General features: G+C 51.9%; 28 protein-coding genes and 1 pseudogene. 17 read left to right on the top strand and 12 right to left on the bottom strand.

Annotated elements, in window-relative coordinates; translation table 11 throughout:
- Positions 1–236 precede the first annotated feature (236 nt).
- The 9 genes and pseudogenes from dedD to FFT88_RS09655 form a co-directional block, all read right to left on the bottom strand.
- Positions 237–898: pseudogene (gene dedD, locus FFT88_RS09615) on the bottom strand (cell division protein DedD).
- A complete protein-coding gene (folC, locus tag FFT88_RS09620; RefSeq protein ID WP_135404713.1) occupies positions 888–2,156 on the bottom strand; it encodes a bifunctional tetrahydrofolate synthase/dihydrofolate synthase in 1,269 nt (422 codons plus the stop codon). The pseudogene dedD and the gene folC overlap by 11 nt, the downstream one beginning before the upstream one ends.
- Positions 2,157–2,229: 73 nt before the next feature.
- The gene (accD, locus tag FFT88_RS09625) at positions 2,230–3,144 is read right to left on the bottom strand and encodes an acetyl-CoA carboxylase, carboxyltransferase subunit beta (protein WP_064526523.1); all 915 of its coding nucleotides are present in this window, start codon (positions 3,142–3,144) and stop codon (positions 2,230–2,232) included.
- A 155-nt stretch (positions 3,145–3,299) separates the two neighbouring features.
- A complete protein-coding gene (locus tag FFT88_RS09630) occupies positions 3,300–3,959 on the bottom strand; it encodes a DedA family protein (protein ID WP_000364330.1) in 660 nt (219 codons plus the stop codon).
- An 82-nt stretch (positions 3,960–4,041) separates the two neighbouring features.
- Positions 4,042–4,854 carry a tRNA pseudouridine(38-40) synthase TruA gene (gene truA, locus FFT88_RS09635; RefSeq protein WP_135404711.1) on the bottom strand — a complete coding sequence of 271 codons (813 nt, stop codon included), beginning with the start codon at positions 4,852–4,854 and terminating at the stop codon, positions 4,042–4,044.
- A complete protein-coding gene (locus tag FFT88_RS09640) occupies positions 4,854–5,867 on the bottom strand; it encodes an aspartate-semialdehyde dehydrogenase (RefSeq protein ID WP_130207262.1) in 1,014 nt (337 codons plus the stop codon). Before FFT88_RS09640 ends, truA begins: the two co-directional genes overlap by 1 nt.
- A gap of 65 nt (positions 5,868–5,932) precedes the next feature.
- On the bottom strand, positions 5,933–7,090 hold the full coding sequence (gene pdxB, locus FFT88_RS09645) for a 4-phosphoerythronate dehydrogenase PdxB (protein WP_135404710.1): 1,158 nt from the start codon (positions 7,088–7,090) through the stop codon (positions 5,933–5,935).
- 158 nt (positions 7,091–7,248) lie between these two features.
- Positions 7,249–8,253, bottom strand: coding sequence for a tyrosine-type recombinase/integrase (locus FFT88_RS09650; protein WP_135404709.1), 1,005 nt, complete (start codon positions 8,251–8,253; stop codon positions 7,249–7,251).
- Positions 8,254–8,349: 96 nt separating this feature from the next.
- A complete protein-coding gene (locus FFT88_RS09655; RefSeq protein WP_033816538.1) occupies positions 8,350–8,670 on the bottom strand; it encodes a helix-turn-helix transcriptional regulator in 321 nt (106 codons plus the stop codon).
- A 115-nt stretch (positions 8,671–8,785) separates the two neighbouring features.
- On the opposite strand from FFT88_RS09655, the gene FFT88_RS09660 reads away from it, so the two are divergent.
- Both FFT88_RS09660 and FFT88_RS09665 read left to right on the top strand, forming a co-directional pair.
- Positions 8,786–9,073 (top strand): Cox family DNA-binding protein, encoded by a 288-nt coding sequence (locus FFT88_RS09660; RefSeq protein ID WP_000004248.1) that lies wholly within the window; start codon positions 8,786–8,788, stop codon positions 9,071–9,073.
- A 6-nt stretch (positions 9,074–9,079) separates the two neighbouring features.
- Complete coding sequence (locus tag FFT88_RS09665; protein WP_033816537.1) at positions 9,080–9,286, top strand: hypothetical protein; 207 nt, start codon at positions 9,080–9,082, stop codon at positions 9,284–9,286.
- A 104-nt stretch (positions 9,287–9,390) separates the two neighbouring features.
- Here the strand turns inward: FFT88_RS09665 and FFT88_RS09670 are convergent, their stop codons facing one another.
- On the bottom strand, positions 9,391–9,831 hold the full coding sequence (locus FFT88_RS09670) for a hypothetical protein (RefSeq protein ID WP_000235157.1): 441 nt from the start codon (positions 9,829–9,831) through the stop codon (positions 9,391–9,393).
- Here FFT88_RS09670 and FFT88_RS09675 point away from each other — a divergent pair.
- The 15 genes from FFT88_RS09675 to FFT88_RS09745 all read left to right on the top strand — a co-directional run bounded on the left by FFT88_RS09675 (position 9,830) and on the right by FFT88_RS09745 (position 18,019).
- Positions 9,830–10,039: a hypothetical protein gene (locus tag FFT88_RS09675; RefSeq protein ID WP_025672304.1), complete on the top strand. Its 210-nt coding sequence runs from the start codon at positions 9,830–9,832 to the stop codon at positions 10,037–10,039. The two genes, FFT88_RS09670 and FFT88_RS09675, sit on opposite strands and share 2 nt — an antisense overlap.
- A 29-nt stretch (positions 10,040–10,068) precedes the next feature.
- Positions 10,069–10,410, top strand: coding sequence for a DUF4761 family protein (locus FFT88_RS09680; RefSeq protein ID WP_033816536.1), 342 nt, complete (start codon positions 10,069–10,071; stop codon positions 10,408–10,410).
- 10 nt (positions 10,411–10,420) lie between these two features.
- Positions 10,421–10,699 (top strand): hypothetical protein, encoded by a 279-nt coding sequence (locus FFT88_RS09685; RefSeq protein WP_000159462.1) that lies wholly within the window; start codon positions 10,421–10,423, stop codon positions 10,697–10,699.
- Between the two features lie 11 nt (positions 10,700–10,710).
- On the top strand, positions 10,711–10,953 hold the full coding sequence (locus FFT88_RS09690; protein ID WP_000514277.1) for a DUF4754 family protein: 243 nt from the start codon (positions 10,711–10,713) through the stop codon (positions 10,951–10,953).
- A complete protein-coding gene (locus FFT88_RS09695) occupies positions 10,950–11,063 on the top strand; it encodes a hypothetical protein (protein ID WP_000021654.1) in 114 nt (37 codons plus the stop codon). Before FFT88_RS09690 ends, FFT88_RS09695 begins: the two co-directional genes overlap by 4 nt.
- A 92-nt stretch (positions 11,064–11,155) precedes the next feature.
- Positions 11,156–11,572 carry a hypothetical protein gene (locus FFT88_RS09700; protein WP_033816535.1) on the top strand — a complete coding sequence of 139 codons (417 nt, stop codon included), beginning with the start codon at positions 11,156–11,158 and terminating at the stop codon, positions 11,570–11,572.
- A gap of 23 nt (positions 11,573–11,595) precedes the next feature.
- The gene (locus FFT88_RS09705; protein WP_000985157.1) at positions 11,596–11,799 is read left to right on the top strand and encodes a hypothetical protein; all 204 of its coding nucleotides are present in this window, start codon (positions 11,596–11,598) and stop codon (positions 11,797–11,799) included.
- Entirely contained in the window at positions 11,796–12,062 is a 267-nt protein-coding gene (locus FFT88_RS09710; protein WP_135404707.1) for a MarR family winged helix-turn-helix transcriptional regulator, read from the top strand. The genes FFT88_RS09705 and FFT88_RS09710 overlap by 4 nt, the downstream gene beginning before the upstream one ends.
- The gene (locus FFT88_RS09715; protein WP_135404706.1) at positions 12,059–12,358 is read left to right on the top strand and encodes an ead/Ea22-like family protein; all 300 of its coding nucleotides are present in this window, start codon (positions 12,059–12,061) and stop codon (positions 12,356–12,358) included. The genes FFT88_RS09710 and FFT88_RS09715 overlap by 4 nt, the downstream gene beginning before the upstream one ends.
- Before the next feature lie 322 nt (positions 12,359–12,680).
- The gene (locus FFT88_RS25595) at positions 12,681–12,911 is read left to right on the top strand and encodes a derepression protein (RefSeq protein ID WP_135404705.1); all 231 of its coding nucleotides are present in this window, start codon (positions 12,681–12,683) and stop codon (positions 12,909–12,911) included.
- A 72-nt stretch (positions 12,912–12,983) separates the two neighbouring features.
- Entirely contained in the window at positions 12,984–13,349 is a 366-nt protein-coding gene (locus tag FFT88_RS09725) for a hypothetical protein (RefSeq protein WP_000599378.1), read from the top strand.
- A 6-nt stretch (positions 13,350–13,355) separates the two neighbouring features.
- Complete coding sequence (locus tag FFT88_RS09730; RefSeq protein ID WP_135404704.1) at positions 13,356–16,163, top strand: replication endonuclease; 2,808 nt, start codon at positions 13,356–13,358, stop codon at positions 16,161–16,163.
- 76 nt (positions 16,164–16,239) lie between these two features.
- Positions 16,240–17,199, top strand: a complete 960-nt coding sequence (locus tag FFT88_RS09735) for a plasmid segregation protein ParM (RefSeq protein WP_000686484.1) — start codon at positions 16,240–16,242, stop codon at positions 17,197–17,199.
- Between the two features lie 4 nt (positions 17,200–17,203).
- Positions 17,204–17,515 (top strand): plasmid partitioning/stability family protein, encoded by a 312-nt coding sequence (locus FFT88_RS09740; RefSeq protein WP_000211275.1) that lies wholly within the window; start codon positions 17,204–17,206, stop codon positions 17,513–17,515.
- Positions 17,516–17,611: 96 nt separating this feature from the next.
- Complete coding sequence (locus FFT88_RS09745; RefSeq protein WP_001080496.1) at positions 17,612–18,019, top strand: hypothetical protein; 408 nt, start codon at positions 17,612–17,614, stop codon at positions 18,017–18,019.
- A gap of 484 nt (positions 18,020–18,503) precedes the next feature.
- Here the strand turns inward: FFT88_RS09745 and FFT88_RS09755 are convergent, their stop codons facing one another.
- Together FFT88_RS09755 and FFT88_RS09760 are read right to left on the bottom strand one after the other, a co-directional pair.
- Positions 18,504–19,550 (bottom strand): phage portal protein, encoded by a 1,047-nt coding sequence (locus FFT88_RS09755; RefSeq protein WP_000087812.1) that lies wholly within the window; start codon positions 19,548–19,550, stop codon positions 18,504–18,506.
- The gene (locus tag FFT88_RS09760; protein WP_135404702.1) at positions 19,550–21,301 is read right to left on the bottom strand and encodes a terminase family protein; all 1,752 of its coding nucleotides are present in this window, start codon (positions 21,299–21,301) and stop codon (positions 19,550–19,552) included. Before FFT88_RS09760 ends, FFT88_RS09755 begins: the two co-directional genes overlap by 1 nt.
- Positions 21,302–21,335: the final 34 nt, after the last annotated feature.

Below are 21,335 nucleotides of genomic sequence, written 5' to 3' on the forward strand. Positions count from 1 at the left end.
ACCCTGACGTAGGCCTGATAAGACGCGCTRGCTGTCRCATCAGGCAACGGCTGTCGGATGCGGCGTGCACGCCTTATCCGACCTACAGTTCTGCTCCAGCACTGGCCTGATAAGACGCGCTAGCGTCGCATCAGGTAACGGCTGTCGGATGCGGCGTGAACGCCTTATCCGACCTACGGTTCTGCTCCAGCACTGGCCTGATAAGACATGCTGGCGTCGCATCAGGTAAAACCGTATTAATTCGGCGTGTAGCCATAACCACGCCGCTCAAACCAGAGATCTGCTTCAGTTCGCCAAGCGATCCTTTCAGCTTATCTTTTGAGGCATCTGGCCCCACGAGAATACGGGTGATTTTACCCTGCACTGGCGTTGACGGCGAAGTATAAACCCGATATCCCGCGCCACGCAGCTTACCGACAATCTCATTCACTTTATCGGCATTTTTCAGCGCGCCCAGTTGCACAACATAGGCTTTCCCCGTCGGCGCTGCCTTTTCTTCAACAACCGGCTTCGGTTCTGGCTTCGGCGGGGGCGGCACTTCAACCTTCGGCTTAGGCGGATCCACCGGTTTCGGTTTCGGTGGAGCGACCGGTGCAGGCTCAGGTTCAAACACGGTATTATTGGCCGCAATGGTTGTCGGGTCGAGCGAAGGCGCTGCGGCATCACCTGCCCGCACCTCTTCTGCCGCGCCTTCTGGCGGCTGTGTCGGCAACGCCTGAGTGGCGGCTGGCATCATATCTGGCTCGTCACGATCGCCCGCTTTCGGCACCAGCGGGATCGCTGCGAACTCATCCTGATAATGTTTTTTCTGCCCATCAAGCAATCCTGGAAGCACAATAACTCCCAGAGCTACCAGCACAATAGTGCCAACTAACCGATTCTGAAACTTACTCGCCACCGCTTCTCCTCGCGTCAATCACTTCCATGACATGTGCGACCGTATGGAACGAACCACACACCAGCACGGTATCTTCCGGTTTAGCGTCCGCCATTGCGGCTTCCCATGCCTGCGCAACGCTATCGAATGGTTTGCCGTTCCCCAGATGCTCAAGCAGTTGTGCTGCCGTGGCACCGCGCGGCCCTTCCAGTGGCGCACAATACCAGTCATCAACCACGCTTTTCAACCAGGCCAGTGTTCCGGCAATATCTTTATCATGTAGCATACCGATAACCGCCAGCACGCGCCCGTTTTTCGGTAACGCTTTCATGCGTCCGGTAAGATATTCCGCCGCATGAGGATTATGGGCGACATCAAAAATAACGCGTGGCGTCTCGCTCACAATCTGGAAACGTCCAGGCAAAATTGCGCTGGCAATACCGTCGCGAATGGCCTTTTCACTGACTTCCAGGCCGCTGGCACGCAGTGCCGCCAGCGCTGTTGCGGCATTCGGTTGCGGGACAAGTGGCAACGGTAACCCCGCCAACGTGCCGTGAGCATCGGTAAATGACCAGTCATGGTCAGTGACGGAATAATTCCACTCAACGCCACAACGTTGCAACAGTGCGCCTTTCTCCTGTGCTACATCGGCAATGGTGTAAGGCATTTCCGGTTCACCGACGATTGCCGGTTTTTCGCTGCGGAAGATCCCCGCTTTCTCACGACCAATGCTTTCACGATCTGGCCCCAGCCAGTCGGTATGATCCAGCGCGATACTGGTTACCACGGCAACATCAGCATCGACAATGTTAGTCGCATCCAGACGACCGCCCAGACCTACTTCCAGAATCACCACATCGAGTTGCGCCTCTTTGAACAACCACAATGCCGACAGCGTACCGTATTCAAAATAAGTCAAAGAAATATCGCCGCGCTCGGCCTCAATCTCGGCAAAAGAAGCTGTATGAGCCGACTCCGCCAGTTCTTTGCCCTGTATACGAACGCGCTCGGTATAACGCACCAGATGCGGCGAACTGTAGACCCCCACCCTGTACCCTGCCGCCATCAGAATCGACTCCAGCGTACGGCAGGTCGTGCCTTTGCCATTAGTTCCCGCAACGGTAAACACAAACGGTGCAGGTTTAAGGACGCCAAGACGCGCGGCAACCTGGCTGACGCGCTCAAGGCCGAGATCGATAGTTTTACTGTGCAGGTTTTCCAGATAAGAAAGCCACGAAGCCAGAGGCGACGCGGCTTGAAGAGTGCGTTTGATAATCATGGTATCCGCTGATTCGTTACGGGGAGAATAAATAGCAAAAGGGCAGAGCCAGTGGCCCTGCCCTTATCAGTTATCAGGCCTCTGGTTCCTGATCCGGCACCGGTGGCACCACTTCGCCTTCACGCGGCGCATCAGGATTAGGCGCTGGCAGATTCATCAGCTTCGCCAGAATGCTAGCCAGTTTCAGGCGCATTTCCGGTCGACGGACGATCATATCGATGGCGCCTTTCTCGATCAGGAATTCACTGCGCTGGAATCCTGGCGGCAGTTTTTCGCGAACGGTCTGTTCGATAACGCGCGGACCGGCAAAGCCGATTAACGCTTTCGGTTCAGCAATATTGAGATCGCCCAGCATCGCGAAGCTTGCAGAAACACCGCCCATCGTCGGGTCGGTCAGCACGGAGATGTACGGTAACCCGCGCTCCTGCATTTTCGCCAGTGCCGCAGAGGTTTTCGCCATCTGCATCAGCGACATTAACGCTTCCTGCATACGTGCGCCACCAGAAGCGGAGAAGCAGATCAGCGGGCAGTTATCTTCCAGCGCTTGCTCAACGGCACGCACGAAACGAGCGCCAACCACTGAACCCATTGAACCGCCCATAAAGGCGAATTCGAATGCCGCAGCGACAACCGGCATACCGTACAGAGTGCCTTTCATCACCACCAGCGCGTCTTTTTCGCCGGTTTCTTTCTGCGCAGAGGCCAGACGGTCTTTATACTTTTTGGAGTCACGGAACTTCAGCACATCTTTCGGCTCAAGCTCGCTACCCAGCTCCACAAGGCTGCCTTCATCTAACAAGCTATGCAGGCGGTTACGCGCCGACATACGCATGTGATGGTCACACTTCGGACAGACCTCAAGATTACGTTCCAGTTCAGCGCGGTATAAAACCTGACCGCAGCTATCACACTTAGTCCACACACCTTCAGGAATGCTCGCCTTGCGGGTGGGAGTAATGTTGCTTTTAATTCGTTCAATCCAGCTCATTAGGGACCTTTCTGTCTGAACCTGGTTCGATGCCAGTTTTATCTTTGGGGACGCATAATGCCATTTTTGCCCCCAACAGACCATGAATGTTGCACATTAAAACATAACAGCCCGAAACTTTGGATAAAAAAGTGGTCGAACCGCGGAGTTACTTTTTATTTTGCGGCGCGGGCCGCAGCGCGTTTGTGACGAATAAATTCGAAAACTCCAGGCAATATTGAAACAAAAATAATGCCAACAATCATCAGTTTAAGGTTACTCTGAATGAAAGGGAGCGTGCCGAAGAAATAACCTGCGTAGGTAAAAATCAGTACCCACAACAGTGCACCAATCACGTTAAAAGCGGCGAAATGACGATACGACATGTGGCCCATTCCCGCAACGAACGGCGCGAACGTTCTGACGATCGGTACAAAACGGGCGAGAATAATTGTTTTGCCGCCATGTCTCTCGTAAAACTGATGAGTCTTATCAAGATAACTACGACGGAAAATTTTCGAATCCGGATTACTGAACAGTTTGTCACCAAATAACCGCCCAATGGTGTAGTTGACCGCATCACCCACAATTGCAGCAATCAACATCAGTACCACCATCATATGGACGTTGAGATCATTAGTCTCCAGAGATGCCAACGCGCCAGCGACAAACAGCAACGAATCACCAGGCAGGAAAGGCGTTACCACCAGCCCGGTTTCACAGAACAGAATCAAAAAGAGAATGGCATAAACCCAGACGCCGTACTCTGCGACCAGCTCAGCCAGATGCACATCAATATGCAAAATAAAATCGATGAGGAAATAAATCAGGTCCATAATTGCCTATGCCTTGTACTCTTCATTTCTCAGGCTGTAACTGCGTTGGCTACAGCCTGAAATTTTTAGAGCATTATTCTCATTAGTCCGCCAGAAACAGCGGGCCCATTGGCGGTTTTGGAAGATCAAATCGGTCAGGGTAATCTACCGCAACCAGATACAGCCCTTCCGCTTTCGCCGTTGCTGCCGCCAGCGTTCTGTCCTTTGCCGCTAACAGCTCTGCTATCCAACTCTCTGGCTGGTTGTGGGCGCCTACTTCCATCAGGCTACCGACAATATTCCTCACCATATGATGTACAAAGGCATTCGCTTTGATATCTACCACCACATAAGGACCATGTCGCGTGACGTTAATATGCATAACGTTGCGCCACGGCGTTCGGGACTGGCACTGCACCGCGCGAAATGAGGTGAAATCATTCTCGCCCAACAAGCATTGCGCAGCCCGATGCATCCGTTCGGCATCCAGCGGTTCGTAGAAGTGGGTCACACCTTTACTCAACACCGCCGGGCGCAGCCGATGATTGTAGATGATGTAGCGATAACGGCGAGCCGTGGCGCTAAATCGGGCATGAAAATCATCAGGTACAGCTTTAACCCAACGCACGGCGATGTCACCAGGTAAATTCGCATTTACGCCTAATGTCCACGCCGCGTCTTTGCGCTGCGCGGTGGTTTCGAAATGCACTACCTGCCCGGTGCCGTGTACGCCTGCGTCAGTACGCCCGGCGCAGAAGACGGTGATGGGCTCGTTCGCCACCAGGGAGAGCGCCTTTTCCAGCTTCTCCTGCACACTGCGGACTTCGTTCTGCCGTTGCCAGCCGTAATACCTACTGCCGTCGTACTCAATGCCCAGCGCAATTTTATAAACTGGCGGTTGTTGCTGGTCGGACATTAGTACAGATACTCCTGCACCAGTTTCTCGGCGATTTTCACTGCCATCAGTGCGCCGCCAAAACGGACGTTATCGGCCACCGACCAGAACTGGATTTGCTCTGGAATACCGTAATCATTGCGCACGCAGCCCACAGAAAGATGCGGCGTACCGGAAGCGTCACCCACCTGCGTCGGGAATTCGTTCTCTTCGGAAAGCACAATATCTTCACCCTGAGTAAAGGCATCACGCGCTTCTTCTGCCGCCAGCGGACGCAGAGCTTCAAAGTTGACCATCTGAGCGTGACCGTAAAATACCGGTGCCTGCACGACGCTTGCCGAAATCATCAGCCCTTCGTCCTGCATGATTTTGCGCACTTCATCGACGATACGACGTTCTTCGCGCACGCTACCTTCCCTGTCCGGCAGTAACGGCAGCATGTTGAACGCCAACTGACGTCCGAAGAAATCTTCTTCGTCAATCGGAATGCCGTTGAGCAATTTCGCACTCTGCCCCGCTAACGCATCGACCGCTTTTTTGCCCTGTGCGGAGGCTGAAATCAGGCTGGTAACGCTAATACGCGACAATCCGCCCTGATCGATTAACGGTTTCAGAGAAGCCAGCAGCTGGCTGGTCAGGCTGTCCGGTACGGCGATAACATTACGGTTACGGTAATCAGCAAGTACAAACGGGTTTACTTCCGGCACCACCAGCGGTACGTCGGGTTCGAGAGCGAACAATCCGCTGCTGTCGATAACCAGGCAGCCTGAGTTGGTTGCTTCTTCAACCCAGGTCGCGGTCGCTTCTTTGCCTGCGACAAAAAACGCCAGTTGCGCCTGCGTCCAGTCAAATTCGGCGGCATCCTGCACGGTGATTGTCTTACCACCAAAGCGCAGATGTTCGCCTGCGCTTTCGTTACGTGCCAGTGCATAAATTTCCCCAACCGGGAACTGACGTTCAGCCAGCGTTTCAATCAGGGCTTCGCCCACAGCGCCAGTTGCGCCCAGGACGGCAATGTTCCAGCCTTCAGACATGGTGGTTTACTCCAGAAAATGCAAAGCTCCCTGCCTATGTTACAGCAGAGAGCATGAAGAAGAGATTAACGAGCCGGATGATGAACGGCGTTAAAACCCAGTTTACACAGTAATGCCGCCGCGCTGGCGTCATCACAGATCACATACAGAGACGACCATTCACGGCGCTCAAGATAGTTTTTGCGCAGTTTATCGAACTCACCCGGTATTCCGGCGACTTTACGCAGCGGTGCGTCGTCGCGGCGCACATCATACACCAAATGCACCAGCCTTTTTAGCGTCGGCTGATCGAGCGGTCCATGCAGCGTGATGCGGCCAAACTCCGGCGCGGGCAGTAAAGTATCCAACGCCACGTGCTGTTCATGACCAATAAACTTGCTGTAGGCTTCAAACACTTGCGTTGTGCCACGCGCTTTACCTTCGAGGGTATAGCCCGCGATATGCGGCGTGCCGATATCCACTTTTTGCAGCAGCTCGACGTTGAGTTCTGGCTCGCCTTCCCAGACATCCAGCACCGCGCTTAACTTCTGACCTTCATTCAGGCAGGTCAGCAGTGCGGTATTATCGACAACGGCACCACGACAGGCGTTAATCAGAATTGCCCCCGGCTTCAGGCTGCGAATCAGTTTTTCATCCGCCAGATGCCGCGTTTTATACGGACCATCTTTAAAGAGTGGCGTATGGAAAGTCAGAATGTCTGCTTGCGCGACCAGTTCATCAAGAGGACGGAAATCCCCCTCATCCCCACGATCGGCGCGTGGTGGATCGCAAAGTAATGTTTTGATCCCCCACGCTTCCAGCCGTGCCTGTAACCGTCGCCCGACGTTGCCGACGCCCACGATCCCCACGGTACGCTCGTGCAGTGAAAATCCATCGCGTTCGGCAAGCATCAGCAGTGACGAGAAAACATATTCCACTACCGCAATCGCATTGCAGCCAGGTGCAGCAGAAAAACCAATTCCCGCCTGCTTTAACCACGCTTCATCGACATGGTCCGTCCCCGCGGTCGCGGTGCCAATAAATTTTACCGGTTTTCCTGCCAGCAAAGATTCATTCACTTTCGTGACCGAACGCACCATCAAAGCATCTGCATCATCCAGTTCAGCAACTGGAATTGGACGCCCCGGAACCGCTTTCACCTCCCCCAGACGACTAAATAATTCGCGGGCATAAGGCATATTTTCATCAACAAGGATTTTTAACCCTTTTTCAGTCTCTGACAATCTAAGGCTCCTTTATCAACAAACGCCCATTTGCAAACTGCTGTTTAATCTGAAAAAACATTCATAATCATACAGATAACAACATAACCATTTAGACGGGCGATACTGAAAAATTGTTATTCAGTATCGCCCTTTAAGCCGTTTCAGGCTATATAAAATTAATCCCCCGTGGACACTGCGTGGACACTTACGCCACCTTTCAGCGGATTAAGGGCCACCGCATCCTGCAGGTAATCCGGTGCAAAATGTGCATATGCCATTGTTTGCTGAATGGTTGCGTGGCCAAGAATCTTCTGAAGCGCAATAATGTTTCCTCCGTTCATCACAAAATGGCTGGCGAACGTATGCCGCAGCACATGTGCAGCCTGGCCTTTTGGCAAATCGGGCTTAACTCTTTTCAGCGCCAGACAGAATTCCCGGTACTTCACCTCAAACAAGCTGCCTGTTTCTCTGGTTTTGATCGCCTCACAAACTGCCTGCGAAATTGGCACTGTTCTCTTTCGGCCATTTTTGGTTTCAAGAAACGTCACTCGGTTATGAACTATCTGTTCACCACGGAGCTTACAGGCTTCACTCCAGCGCGCTCCTGTGCTTAAACACAAAAGAGCAACACGCCAGTAATCGCCCTCCAATGTATCGAGCAATAACGCAACTTCCTTCTGTGACAGGAACGCCATTTCTCGTGGAGATACATAAAGAATAGAAATTCCCCTTACCGGATGTTCTGCATCCCAAAGACCTATTTTTTTCAGCACGGTAAACATTCCGGATAACCGATTCATGTACCTGTTAGCAGATGACGGTTTCAATCCATCAGCTATCTTTTGAGAACGCCACGCGATAATTTTCAGCTTATCAAGATCCACAGCCTGCATATCAGCGCCAAGCTCATTGATTATGTTGCGCAGTTGTTTTCGGTCTTCTTCCGCCTTACGCCTGTGTTGACCGTGATACATCCACCACAACTCAAGCAAATCATTTAGCGTTCGGCGATCACGGTAGCCCTGTATATATTCCCGCTTTTCAGCGTTCGCCATGATGTAGCGTTCAGTGGCCACCGCTACCGATTTTTTGTCAAATACCTTACGCACGCGCTTTCCCTTGCGTCCGTTCGGCCTGATGTCCAGCAAATAACGACCATCTTCGAGCTTCTTAATTGACATTGCGAAGCCCTCCAATGAACCGCTCTACAATTTCTCCAGCCTCTTTCCAGCAATAATCAGACCAGACAAAGAGCAGGTCTAACCAGTTTTCTGGCCTTAGCGGGGTGATTTTTGGCTTGTTTCGGTTGAAACCTGATCTCCCTCCGAATCGAAGAAGCCATCAAGAGAGAGAGGCGGAGCAATCTGCCCCGTCGCAGCATTAGTTTGATTAAACATCACCCAATCCGAATACTTCCGAAAACGAGGATGATTCAAAATCAGGAGTAACGTTTCTCCAGGTATCATTCTTCCCAATATTTCATAATTTTTGAGATTGTTTTGAGATACCCCTGTCACCTCTTCCATCTCTCTACGTGACAATCCCTCTGCCTCTCGAATCAGGCGAAGTTTTTCTCCAAGGCTTGATTTATGGATCATATGTGATCTAAACTCCACGCTATTGGGTTACATGTAATACAAAACATTCAAATAGCCAAAATAAGCCTATATAAGCCATTTTGGGCCATTTGGACGAATTAAGGAGATTACCACAATGAGCGAATCAGAGCTTGAGGGGTTCATTCAGGTAGCACCATATCCACTTGAAGCGGTGCCATATCAACTATTTGCCAAGATGATTGGTCGCAAAGAATCAACCGTCAGAACCATGATTGACGCTGCAAAGTTACCAACGATTGACTTTGTGAAACCAGGTTCAGTGAAGACGCGAGCATCAGAAAACTGGGTATATCTGCCAGCATTTAACGCAGGTATGCGCAAAGCGTTTTTTGATCAGCCGAAAGAACGCCGCGATGCATGGTTGTTGTGGCTGGGGCTTTAATCATAAATGACCAGCAATATCACCAGCGCCATTTTGGACCTTGTATTCCTAGAAGTGGGTGTAATAGCGATTTATCTGCTTAGCAAGCTAACAGGACAAAAAGAACGCTTTATTGTTCTCAACGTTCATTACCTCGCCGCTTATGCCAGAGGTCTTTTTCCGATCACCATTGGTGCGGTGCTCATAGCGTTTGTTATTTGGCTCATCGGATAGAGGCACAAAAAATGAATAAGCAACAGCAAAACAGCGAACCCCATCACATGAGGTTTCGCCGTAGATACTTCAAAAATGGACGTTATGTAGGATGCATCAGTCGATTAGCCAAACAAGTGTTTAAAAGCAAAGGAGATACCTGTGGTAAGTGCAGATGAGGCGGTGCTTTTTATTGCATCTATCGCCCCACTCTTGGTTGCATCGACAAGTTTATCTCCAAGCGATTGCTTAAGTGACTCTGGATCAAGTTTCAATAATTCAAGTCCTTTAGCCGTAAGTACCGCCTTATCGAAACTTTCAAAAGGAACAGCATCGGCAGATACATAACCAGCAGCAATAAGCCACTCAATGGAGTAATAACGAAGAACAAGAGCTTCATGTTTTTGCTTTCTGACCGCCGGGTCCTTCTCTTCAAACGTTGGAGCGGAAACCCCGGTTAAAGCACAAACATCAATGGTTACTTTTCGGGGAAATGACTCATAAAGAAACGCAAAAGTTTTACCAACAGTTTCATTAAAAACATCAATATTTGAAGGTGTTGCCATGGATAACCTCACACAGACAAAAGAAACAGCCATAAAAGAACTATATGACGATTTACGTTCCATCATTACACAACAAAAATCAGGTCGGCTAGACCCTACACGAGCAAAAGCCGCATGGGAAGTGGCACTGGCCAACCGGGATACTGGAGTAATTAGTGAAGTTATGGCCGAAGTAATTTTTAAACTTACAAGAAACATCGGACTGTAGATCTTCAACACATTGAGGCAAGTCGGAATATGAAACAGCAACGTAATTCACGCTTTCGTAATGGTGCTGAACGCCACGCTAACCGTTTCGCTACCAGTGCATCACGCAGTAACATCCGCTACAGCCTGAGTGATACACATGCAACGCCGGATGGCTACCCAGTAAAACAAATCGGCGAGCATGCCTGGCTGATTGAGAAAGCTGGAATCGTGGTCCACAAATGCCCGCGCAATCCGTTTACCGGAAACCGCATTTTTGCATTGAGCTGCGGCGACAATCACTTCGGGCAGGATTTCACATTATACGAAGCACTTCGCACGGTTGATCGTCTGCTTCGCGGGCAAAGTTTTATTAAACAGGCTGATTTATAACAGGTGCTTTATGACCAAAGAGCATGCACAAGGTGTATTTATCCGTTTTATTGATTTTCGCGGTGAACTGTTATTACGCGCATCAGCCATTGACGGAGTTGTTCCATCCGAAAAAAACGCAGCTACTTACGTTTATCTGAACGGTACGCGCCTGACTGTGGAGCTTCCGTACCAGACCGTACGAGAAATCATTAGCGAAGCTGAAAAGGCACGTCAGGTTAATGGCGATGAACCCTATATCGAAATTATTTGTATGGATTCAGAAGCTGAAATTCAGAAAGCAGATTAAAGGGCGTTGCGATGGGCAAAGAATATAAAACTCTCATTAATAAAGCACTTGAACGATTTTATTTTCGCTTAAGTGCATCAGGCGCTCATGCTGAACGTGCAGCCCGTGATTCATTGACCAGGGCAATCCGGAGTTTGTATGACGTCGCTTTTTACGCTGATGATCTGGATGCACTTAACGAACTTTCCGAGCTGATCTGTGCCGCAGAATGCGGGGAACATATTGAACCGTATAAGCTGGGGAATATCGCATGAGTATATTTATCTCATGGCTTGTTCTGATTATTTCGGTGGCCTGCGCCATTGGGATTATGCGAATTATTCATTCAGTAAAAAAGATTGAACGCTTTTTCACTGACGAATAACAGCTTAAACAAAACACCAGATTAAACCCGAAAACCTGAAAACTATCCGCATTCGCGGAGGTATTCGCACACGTAAATAACGGAGATATAAAATGAACGCAAAAGAAGAAGGCATTATCGACACATTAAAAAAATTATCAGAAGCGGAAGATGAAATGGCTAAAGATGCCGTGAAGCGTAGCCAACATATGGCAGCACTTCACGCACTGACCATTGCAAAAATCACCGCTGACGCAGCCAAAATTATTGAGGAACAGAGCAAAGAAATCGACACTCTTAAAACACAGTCAACAGTTGCAGCCATGAATCCGTCCAGCATTGGACGCTGCATTTATATTCTTGGTTCAGCAATGATGCTGCAATACACCATTATTGCCGAACTGCACGGCAAATACCTGATAACGCCTTACCACACAAAAGAGTCAGAGCTTCTGACAAATCTCCGCCTGATAGAACGCTCTCAAGCTGTATTCATTGATGACGCGCAACGTGCCGTATTTAACGCATAGGGTTACTGGACAAAGGGGGCGCAATGGCAATTAAGCATTTTCCCGTCGTTCGCTTTACCTCCAGAGGGCGCGAATACGAGGTCGACGAACGCCTGATTACCACTATCGACAAACATCGTTCGGAAAAGGATGCACACCACATCTACCTCACTGACGGCACTTACTTCTGCGCCACCAACGTGGCGCGGGTGAATCTTATCCGACAGGTACAGGAGCCACGCAGATGACCATTCTGGACTACATCGCTACTCATCCGGGTTGTAGCGGCGGAGATATCGCCGCAGCACTGAATACTCCAACCACAGCCATTAATGCTGAGTTACGCCGACTTTGGCGTGGCGGCTTAGTCATCAGAACAAACCGCAGCACAGGTGGTCGCGCTCGCAAAACAGGAGGCCAGGCTTCTTACCACGTAAACCCGATGCCGTTCGGGTGTAGCAATCCACTTACTCACATGTTTAACCAGCTACTGAAGGAAGCCAGAACATGAGCAACATCAACCACCAGAAGCTACGCGAACTGGCATTTGCTCTGCAACGAATGGCAACGCCTCAAAAATTACTGGCATTTCGCGCAATGCTCTCGCCGTCTGCTGTGCTGGCACTGCTGGATGAGCTGGAGCACGCCAGAACCACGGCTCCTGCCATTCGCCTGACGCTCCATCATGAAATCGCTGATTTCTGCGCGACATTGGAGTCGCCGGGCGAACCGGAAACGCCGGAAGCAATACAGCAAGAGCTGCTGCAACGCATTGACAAGGTTTTTGATTTTTTTCTGAACCAGTAAGAAACCAGAACATGCACACACAAAAAAACCGCTTGCCATGCCTCAATCGGTCAGGTTACATTTCCGCTGCACCTCATAAAACGGGTGCCGGGATTCTCAACCCGATACAGAGCAAAGCGCATAACCGCGCAAGCGGTTTTTTTGTGCGTACTGTATTGCCACGTCTTTTTCGCGTCAGAATTATGGCGGGGCGTACGGGGCCGACTTCGGTCGGGCCGGATTCTTTGCTCTCCGGTGTTGAGAACCCTGTACGTCTCGCCACCCCGAGATTCTCAACTCTGGATGGTGAGTTATTTCTATCACCGAGCAAAGAGGCCACACCATGGCAGACCGCAAACAGCACCGCGCTATCGCGGAGCGTCGTCACATCCAGACTGAAATCAACCGCAGACTTTCCCGCGCATCACGCGTCGCGCAAATCATGCACATCAATATGCTGCATGAGCGCAGCCACGCACTATCAAACATTTATTCCGCCTCTGTTTTCAGCTATCTGGCGGATGATCTGCGCGAGCTTCAGCAGCTCATCGAGCAGCAAAACAAACTCCATTAATTCCTGTTCCAGGCCTTTCCTGCACTTTGCGGCGGGAGGCCTTCGCACATCTGTAACAAGAGGATTGCAGCAATGATTCTCGCCAACGACTTTCTTGAATACCTGCTCAACACAGAACGTGATCTTGCCGCTCGCGTGCGTGATCGTTATGACATGTACCTGAAATCCCTGCCTGTACCGCAGCTCGCTGACGGAAAGATTGTTATTGATGGTCGCTACATGATTGACAGCCACGAGGGAAATTACAGGCTTTACCGCATTGAAGGTGGCACCCCGTCCGTTATTGGCATTTACCAGCGCCCATCCTCTGCAATCGTCGATGTGATTGCCGACAGCATCCGCATCACACATCGCCATGCCGACACAGAAGACACCGTGCTGGAAATTCAGCGGCTGGCTGCCGTCTGCCGCGACACCCTGAATGGCATGACGAAGTAAATCACTATGACGGCAGAGTACATCAGGGACTGGCAACAACCGCGCCACGCAGTGGGGCGTGAAGGAACGGAGATCCCCACTCCTGAATCCGCGCTTTCCTCCTGGCTGGATGCCTACCGGGCAGAGAACGAGCGCTGCCAGGAAATGGCTGATGCGGCGTTCTCCGCCACGCCGCTGGGCAACCTGATTAATAAAAGCCTGGACGCACAGGAAAAACAGGACAAAACCATCACACTGGCAGGAGACGCCAGAAAACAGGCACGCGGCGCGGTGGATGAAGCCATGGCCTCGCTGCGCCTGCTGCCGTCCTATCTGCGCGATCCGCTTATTCGCCACCTCTCCTTCCTGCGCAAAAAACAGGAAGCCGATCGTCAGAAAGGCAAAAAGAGCTGGCAGGCTGAACGCTATGCACGCGGAACCCTGCGCAAAATATTCGAACGTCTGGATCGCACTGACGGACGCTGGCTGACACCGGGTTATCGCTCCCTTGCCGGGCGTGAACGCCTGGACGATTTGCTTTACCTGCCGCAGCTCAACAAGCACCAGATACAGACGCTGGCCACCATGACGGCGGCGATGTTCAGCAGCACCTTCGAAACACTCTGCGATGGCTTTGGTGCCAGAGATGGCGAGCTGACCATGGATGTAATGTTGAAGGCTTACCGGATGCTGGCCCGTATCGCATTATGCCTGCACATCATGCCGCCACATTACGAAGCCCTGAACAAGAGCGATCCGGATACGGAACTGTTACCGGGCGCAATCCTTCGCCTGACCTGTGCGCAATGGTGGAAACGCAAACTGTGGCTGTTACGTTGCGAGTGGAGAGAAGAACAACTCCGCGCCGCCTGTCTGGTTTCCAGAAAAACATCGCCCTATCTGAGCCAGGACGCGTTAAGCGAGTTTCGCGCACAGCGCGAGAAAACACGCGATTTTCTGAAAAGTTTCATGCTGGAAAACGAAGACGGGTTCACTATTGATCTCGAGACAGTGTATTACGCGGGAGTAAGTAACCCAGTTCACCGTAAGGCAGAAATGATGGCCACCATGAAGGGGCTGGAACTTCTGGCCGAAGCCCGTGGCGACAAAGCGGTGTTTCTGACTGTCACCTGCCCGTCAAAATACCACGCCACAACAGAGAACGGTCATCCGAATCCCAAATGGAACGGAGCCACCATGCGCGACTCCAGCGATTACCTGGTTAACACGTTTTTTGCGGCGGTCCGCAAAAAACTGAACCGCGACGGCCTGCGCTGGTATGGCATCCGCACGGTGGAGCCTCACCATGACGGCACCGTGCACTGGCACATGATGGTCTTTGCTCATCCGGAAGAAATCGACAGCATCGTGGCCATCACCCGCGATATTGCCATTCAGGAAGACCGCCACGAGCTGGGCAATGATATTACTCCGCGCTTTAAGGTGGAGTATGTCGACGGCTCAAAAGGCACACCAACCAGCTACATCGCCACCTACATCGGAAAGAACCTGGACAGCCGCGCCGTGGATGGCATCGACCCGAAAACGGGCAAGCCACGCGTTGACCACGAAACCGGAAAATCAATGGCCGAGAGCGTGGAACGCGCCATCGGCTGGGCGCGCCTTCACCGGGTCCGCCAGTTCCAGTTCTTTGGCATTCCCTCCCGTCAGGTGTGGCGTGAACTCCGCCGCCTTGCCAGCCAGATGGCACGCAACCCGGAAGGCCCGCAACGGCTGAAGGATGACGCAATGGATGCGGTTCTTGCTGCCGCTGATGCCGGGTGTTTTGCCACCTACATTGAAAAACAGGGTGGCGTACTTGTTCCGCGCAAGGACTACCTGATTCGCACAGCCTACGACCTCGCAGATGAGCTGAACGATTACGGCGAACAGAGTGTACAGATTTACGGGATCTGGTCGCCACTCATCGGGGAATCCTCCCGTGTGTGCACGCACCCGGATAACTGGAAGCTGGTAAGACGTAAACCGGAAGCGGAAGACAGCACCCACGAAAATGGTTTTGACCTTCAGGGCGGCCCTGCCGCCCCTTGGACTCGTGGCAATAACTGTCCCCGTGTACAGGAAACGGACAACAACGGGACAGAACAGCCGGAAGAACGGCCAGCACCGTGGCCGCAGCTCCCTGACGGCGTTGAAGTGAACGAATGGATGCGCTCACTGAAACGGCACGAACGCCGGGCGCTGATGCGTTCGCTGCGTGACAAACAGGCAAAAAACAGCAGTGATGAAATGCAGAGCTGGACACAGAGCCGCAAACAGCAGCGGCCTTTGCCTGATAACCACGAATTACTCGCTAAAGAATGGCGGGAGTCTGCTGAATCTCTCGGCCTGCATATCGGTGAACAACAGATGCAGCACCTGTTACGGGGCGGCAGTCTGTACGTTGACGGCAGCATCATTGCACCGCAGGGATTTGAAATTGTACGCAAACCGGATACCCGCCCGGACAGCCGAATCACGCAGCTCTGGCAGCGCCTGAGCCGTAATCACGGCGTAAGCAGCACGGAGATCCGCCATAACCCGGTCGCCAGCTATCTGGCACAGCTGGGGGCATCAGACCCTGAAGCCGCCGCACGTCTGGCATCCACACTTCAGCAGGACCAGAACACCATGAAAACCCCCGTTACCGTGCTTTCTGACATGCTGCGCGCCATCCGTGACGCAGAGCACGCACAGAGAATCAGTGAAACCACTGAACGCGCCCACCGCAAAGCAGACCTGCTGCGGGGTGGCCTGACCAGTGGAAACAAAAAACAGACAGAAATGGGATTCACAAATCCCGTAAATGAGCAAAAAACGTGCCATAAAACATGAAGTGCGCGCAAAACAGGCAAAAACGGGATTTCAGAATCCCGTAAACGATTAATTAATCAACATAAGGAAAAGCGACATGAAAATTTGTATCGACGACGGCTCCACCAACATCAAGCTGGCATGGACTGAGAACGGCGAACGCCGCAACGCCATCAGCCCGAACAGCTTCAAGTCGGAATGGTCTGCGCCGTTCGGTGGCATGCAGCCCGCGAACTACATGCTTGATGGAGTGCGCTATGGTTTTGATCCGGTCAGCGATCGCTTTGTCCAGACAACCGACACGCAATACCAATACAGCGATGTAAATGTCATTGCCATTCATCACGCGCTGGTCAAATCAGGCATCACGCCACAGGAGGTGGATGTGGTTGTCACCCTGCCACTGAGCGAGTATTTCGACACAAACGCACAGCCGGACATGGCCAACATCAACCGCAAAAAAGCGAACGTTATGCGCCCGGTGGAGTACCAGAACGGCGAAGCATTCACTATCCGTAACGTGCGGGTTATGCCTGAATCCATTCCGGCTGGCTTTAAGGCACTGGCTGACATGAGTCCGTTTGAATCCCTGCTGATTGTGGATTTGGGCGGAACCACGCTGGATGTGGCAAAGGTTCAGGGGCAACTGGCAGGTATCAGCCAGGTGTTTTGCGATCCACACGTAGGCGTTTCTCTGATGGCCGATGCCGTACTGTCGGTGATGGCCACTAACGGTATGCGCACCAGTCACCACATCGCCAATACCATTATCGAACATCGCCATGATGAAGCCTGGCTGCGCCAGCACATCCACAATGACGCGCATTACGCCAGCCTGATGGCGGTTATTCGTGAAAAGGAAGAAACACTGAAACAACGCGTGATCCGCGCGCTGGCGGGTTTTTCGGGTTACGGGCGGGTGATGGTTGTCGGTGGAGGGGCGGAGATTGTGGCACCCGCTATCCGCGAAGCCTGCGGAGTTAATGCGACTTTCATCGCGGACGGGGTGCCACAGTTTGCTCTGGTTAATGGGCTGTACGCAATGGACAAGGAGTAAACCAATGACGACACCAACCAGACGGATAAGTTTCTATCTGAAGCCTGCGGCCGTCAAGAACGAAAGCGAAGCATGCGCCTGGCTGGACAGCCTTACACCAGAAGCCCGCAAAAGCGGCCAACGCGTGGCTTTTCTGGCCGGGCTGGCTCTTCTGAAAATGAATCCGGCAGAGGCTTACCGACTGGCTGCATGGGCTGACGATGAGGCGTTATCAGTGACACAAACCAGGACAGAATGCCCCGCGTCACAGCCAGTATCAACCGCACAGATAACCAGTCAGATGGCCGGAAATATCCGGGCGTTATTTCCCGAATAACACAACATCAGGGCGCATCCGCCTGATGACTTTAATCCGGGAACATAAACAAGGGGGACACAATGCAACACATTGACAGAGAAAAAGGAAAAAAGCATGAACAGAAAACAGAAACAAGAGTTGAAATACTTCTTACGTAAAGAAATTGCCAGGCTTGAAGATGCAGAGTCACAATCATCAGAAATTCCGTTCGGAATGGATATCAACGACGCCCGTATGCTTCAGGCATACCGTATAGCTCAGGCTGCACTACAGACAAAACCGTTAAATAACATACATGAAAAGTATGATTATTTTACGGATACCGCTTGCTTGCTGACATCTGAAGAACAAAAGATAGCCCAACTTTTAGGCGACGCATGGAACCTGTATTTAACATTGCCAGTTGAGCATCCAATGGGTAGAGATGAATTTTGCCGGGCAATTCATCATTGCCAAAATATGGTGTTGGCACGCCCGGCCATCAGGGCGTTGGCCAGGAAGGGGCAAGGCTATAAAAGATAAGTAAAACGCCCTCCTCCAGGGCGTTTATTTCAATGCACAATAGTGCACAAAATTGCACAATTTTTTTGAACGACTTTTTGCCCTTCCGGCCCGCGTGGCGGCTGGATCCGTCAAGGATCCGTGCGTGCACAAAAAAACGCGTTTTTTCTGCGCGTAGGTGACGGGGGAACAGCCCGCATTTCAGGGGGTAAATAGCATTCCCTGAACGATGTCGCAGAGATACAACAGAATGGCTGTATTTCTCACGCTGAACGTGAAAAAGACGTGAGGGCTTTTGATTTGATGGGGTGAAAGGTAAGGCCGTCAAAATCGCACTGAGACGGCGAGAACATGCAGTCAACGCGGTGGGATTGCGTAAGAGTCTGACCGTCGATGGTGGCGATAAACTGGAAAGCGTCGTGAAACTATCTGACTGATACAGGAGCTGGAGAGTCGGGGCATAAATTTTTTATGCCCCGGCGAAGCAGCAGACAAGCGAAGCGCGTCAGGATGTGGGCTGGGTGTCTAACAGTGCGTAAGGGTTAAAGCGGATCACCTCTTCGCCAAGCCAGTCATTGATGTGCTTCATGGCCTCCATGACGGGCATCAGCTCGTTAATTGCGTAAACCCGCGCGGCCTTCTCCACATCACCAAACGCACTTTTTTCACCCGGCATCGCCCCCATCAGTTGCGGCGGAACGCGGTGCGCAGCCAGCACATCATCACGGGATGCCGCCTTAACATTCATGAACTCATCTTTTGCGGTGATCTGCTGGAACGGCAAAATTTGCACCCCCTCTTTGCCCCCGTTGGGCGCATGAATGAGCACGTTTTTAAACGCACCACCACCACGTGCCCCCTGTAGCGTTTCTTTCAGGGAGTCCATGCTTTCGCGGTTTACCTGCGCTGCACCGATGTAGATGATGCACCCGGCGTGGGATCCGTTGTCGTAGTACAGTTTTCTGAACATGTCCGCCGAATGAGAAAGGCTGGCCGAGAGTAATGCGCCAAGATATTCCGGCATGCCGTAGATTTCCTGGTTAATATCCGGATTCATCAGGTGGCACACTTTGCCAGGGCGAAACTGGAACGCGTCCTTGCCATCCTGCACATACCACCATGATTCAAGATCGCTTCCGCGTCGCATGTATTTCGCCAGGGCGTGCCGTAATTTAAGCGGTTCGCCGAGCATATTGCTTCGAAGCTCAAGGAATGCGTTACCGAACACAAACCAGTCCAGCGCCAGCGCCGAGAAATCCTGCCGGGAAAGCAGCGGGTGCGGAATATAGCAGCCGAGCAATACATTGCGCTTAAAGTAAAGCGCAGACTGATGCCAGGACGTTTGCCGGGCAGCTCTTGCCAGACCGTACCAGTCCACCGGGGTTTCATACCATCGCCCGTTATCAGCACAGTACATATTGTCCAGCAGGTCATGCCCGGTCAGGCGGTAAGGACCATCAAATGTGAATGCACTGAGCGACGATTCTTTCCTGAGCGCATCAGCGAGATCAATGCGTGAACTCATGCGCACTTTTTTATTTTTTCTGCTCATCAGAACTCCATAACCGTGAAACGCTCGTTTTCTCCTTCGCCGCCAATTGGTTCGTTAATGACAGCAAGCATGGTTGCCCACGCAAGGTCGCCGTGGCTGATCCCCCTCGCGCGGTCCGTTTCGTAAGTGATAAAGCCGCCCGGTGTTTTCACCTTACGCACGGCGTTAAAGGCCGCGACCAGCTCGCGTTCGGCGCGATCGTATTCCCACCGCCCGGCACGCATTATTTGCAGCATTTTCAGTACCAGCGACCGTTTTGATGACAGCGTGAAGGTGTACGGAATAGCAGCAGGGAAAAACCGTTTCACTATCTGATAAACAGCCTCCCCGTTCCCGCCCGTCACATCAATGCCGATGTGTTCCACGTTGTAGCGACACGTGAACTCTTCAATGACTCTGGCCTGTTCTTCAAACTCCAGCCCCTGAACGCGTCGCGTCTCCACCGTTCGAAAACGGCCACCAGGAACAGCCGGAGGAACCACCACGGACACCGCGCCACTGTCGCCGTTTCCACTGCTGCCGTTTGCGTCATACCCAATCCATACCGGACGATTCCCCATCGGGCGGGGAGCAAAAGGTTTCCAGTCTTTCCAGTCGTCGTATCCATCAACGCCGCAGCCAATCAGGATATTCAGGTTAAATGCCGATTCCCCTTCGCGGACAAACTCACACATATAGAGATTGCGGAACTCGTCTTCGGTGTTTTCATCACGAATTTCATCAATATCGGTGTGTTTCCAGCCGTGATTAACCACATCTTCCAGCGTGACAATTTGCCGCCACGTCCGGTCGGGGCATATAAGCCCGTTATGCAGCGTTTTCCAGTCCACAGAAAAACGCTGGCGTTTATGCGCGGCCTTTTTTTCGTTCCAGCGGTCGCCGTTCCAGTAGACGTATGCCTCGTGCGTTTCGGTTGATGGCGTGGAGAAGTAGGTGCGTCGCAGCCCGCTGAGGGTTGCCATAGCGCCAGCCACCTTGCGCAGTTCAGCAAAGCGACTGACCCAGAAAAATTCATCAAAATAAAAATTGCCTGTGTAGGACTGTGCCGTCGCAGCAGAAGTACCGAGAAAATGCAGCTCTGCGCCGTTGGAGAGGATGATTTTATCGCCCCCCTTCAGCTCCACATCAACTTCAGCCGCGGCCTTCTGAATAATGCTTTTAAACTGGAACGCCTGACGACGCGACGCAGACAAAAAAATCTGGTTACGCTGGTAAGGTTGCGCCACATCGTCACGCAGCGCCATCAGCAGTGCTTCCTGTGCAAAATACCAAGTCGCCCCAATCTGTCGGGATTTCAGGATCATCCTGTTACGTATCCCGGCTTCCCTGCAAAGGGTCAGGGAGTCAAACCAGCCCCGCTGATGCCACTCCAGCCTGCTGATGATTTTTTCCCGCAGTGCGGCAATCTGTTCCGGCGTGAAATGATTTTTGAGTTTTTTCGCCCGGCCTTTCTTTCCTGCGGTCATCACATCCGGCTGGCCATCATGCAGCTTTTTAAGCTGCCGGGTCAGCAGGTCTATTTCCTTGAAGTCACCGCCTGTTTTATTCTGTTTTTCAGTAAGCTGGATGAGGCGCGCATCGATGGACTGCGTGACACGCTGCACAGGTGGCGTTTCATCCCACTGGTCGCGTTTTTTCCACGCATAAATCGTGTTCGGGTTTATTCCCATCAGACGTGATATTTCTGCGGGCGGATAACCCTGCCAGTAAAGTTGCCGCGCACGCTGGCGCACAAAAGCGTCCTGAATCATTGCTCCCCCTGAGTAATTACAGGAAGATTACCCG

This window comes from Escherichia sp. E4930, from assembly GCF_005845405.1.
In the GTDB taxonomy this organism is placed as follows: Bacteria; Pseudomonadota; Gammaproteobacteria; order Enterobacterales; family Enterobacteriaceae; genus Escherichia.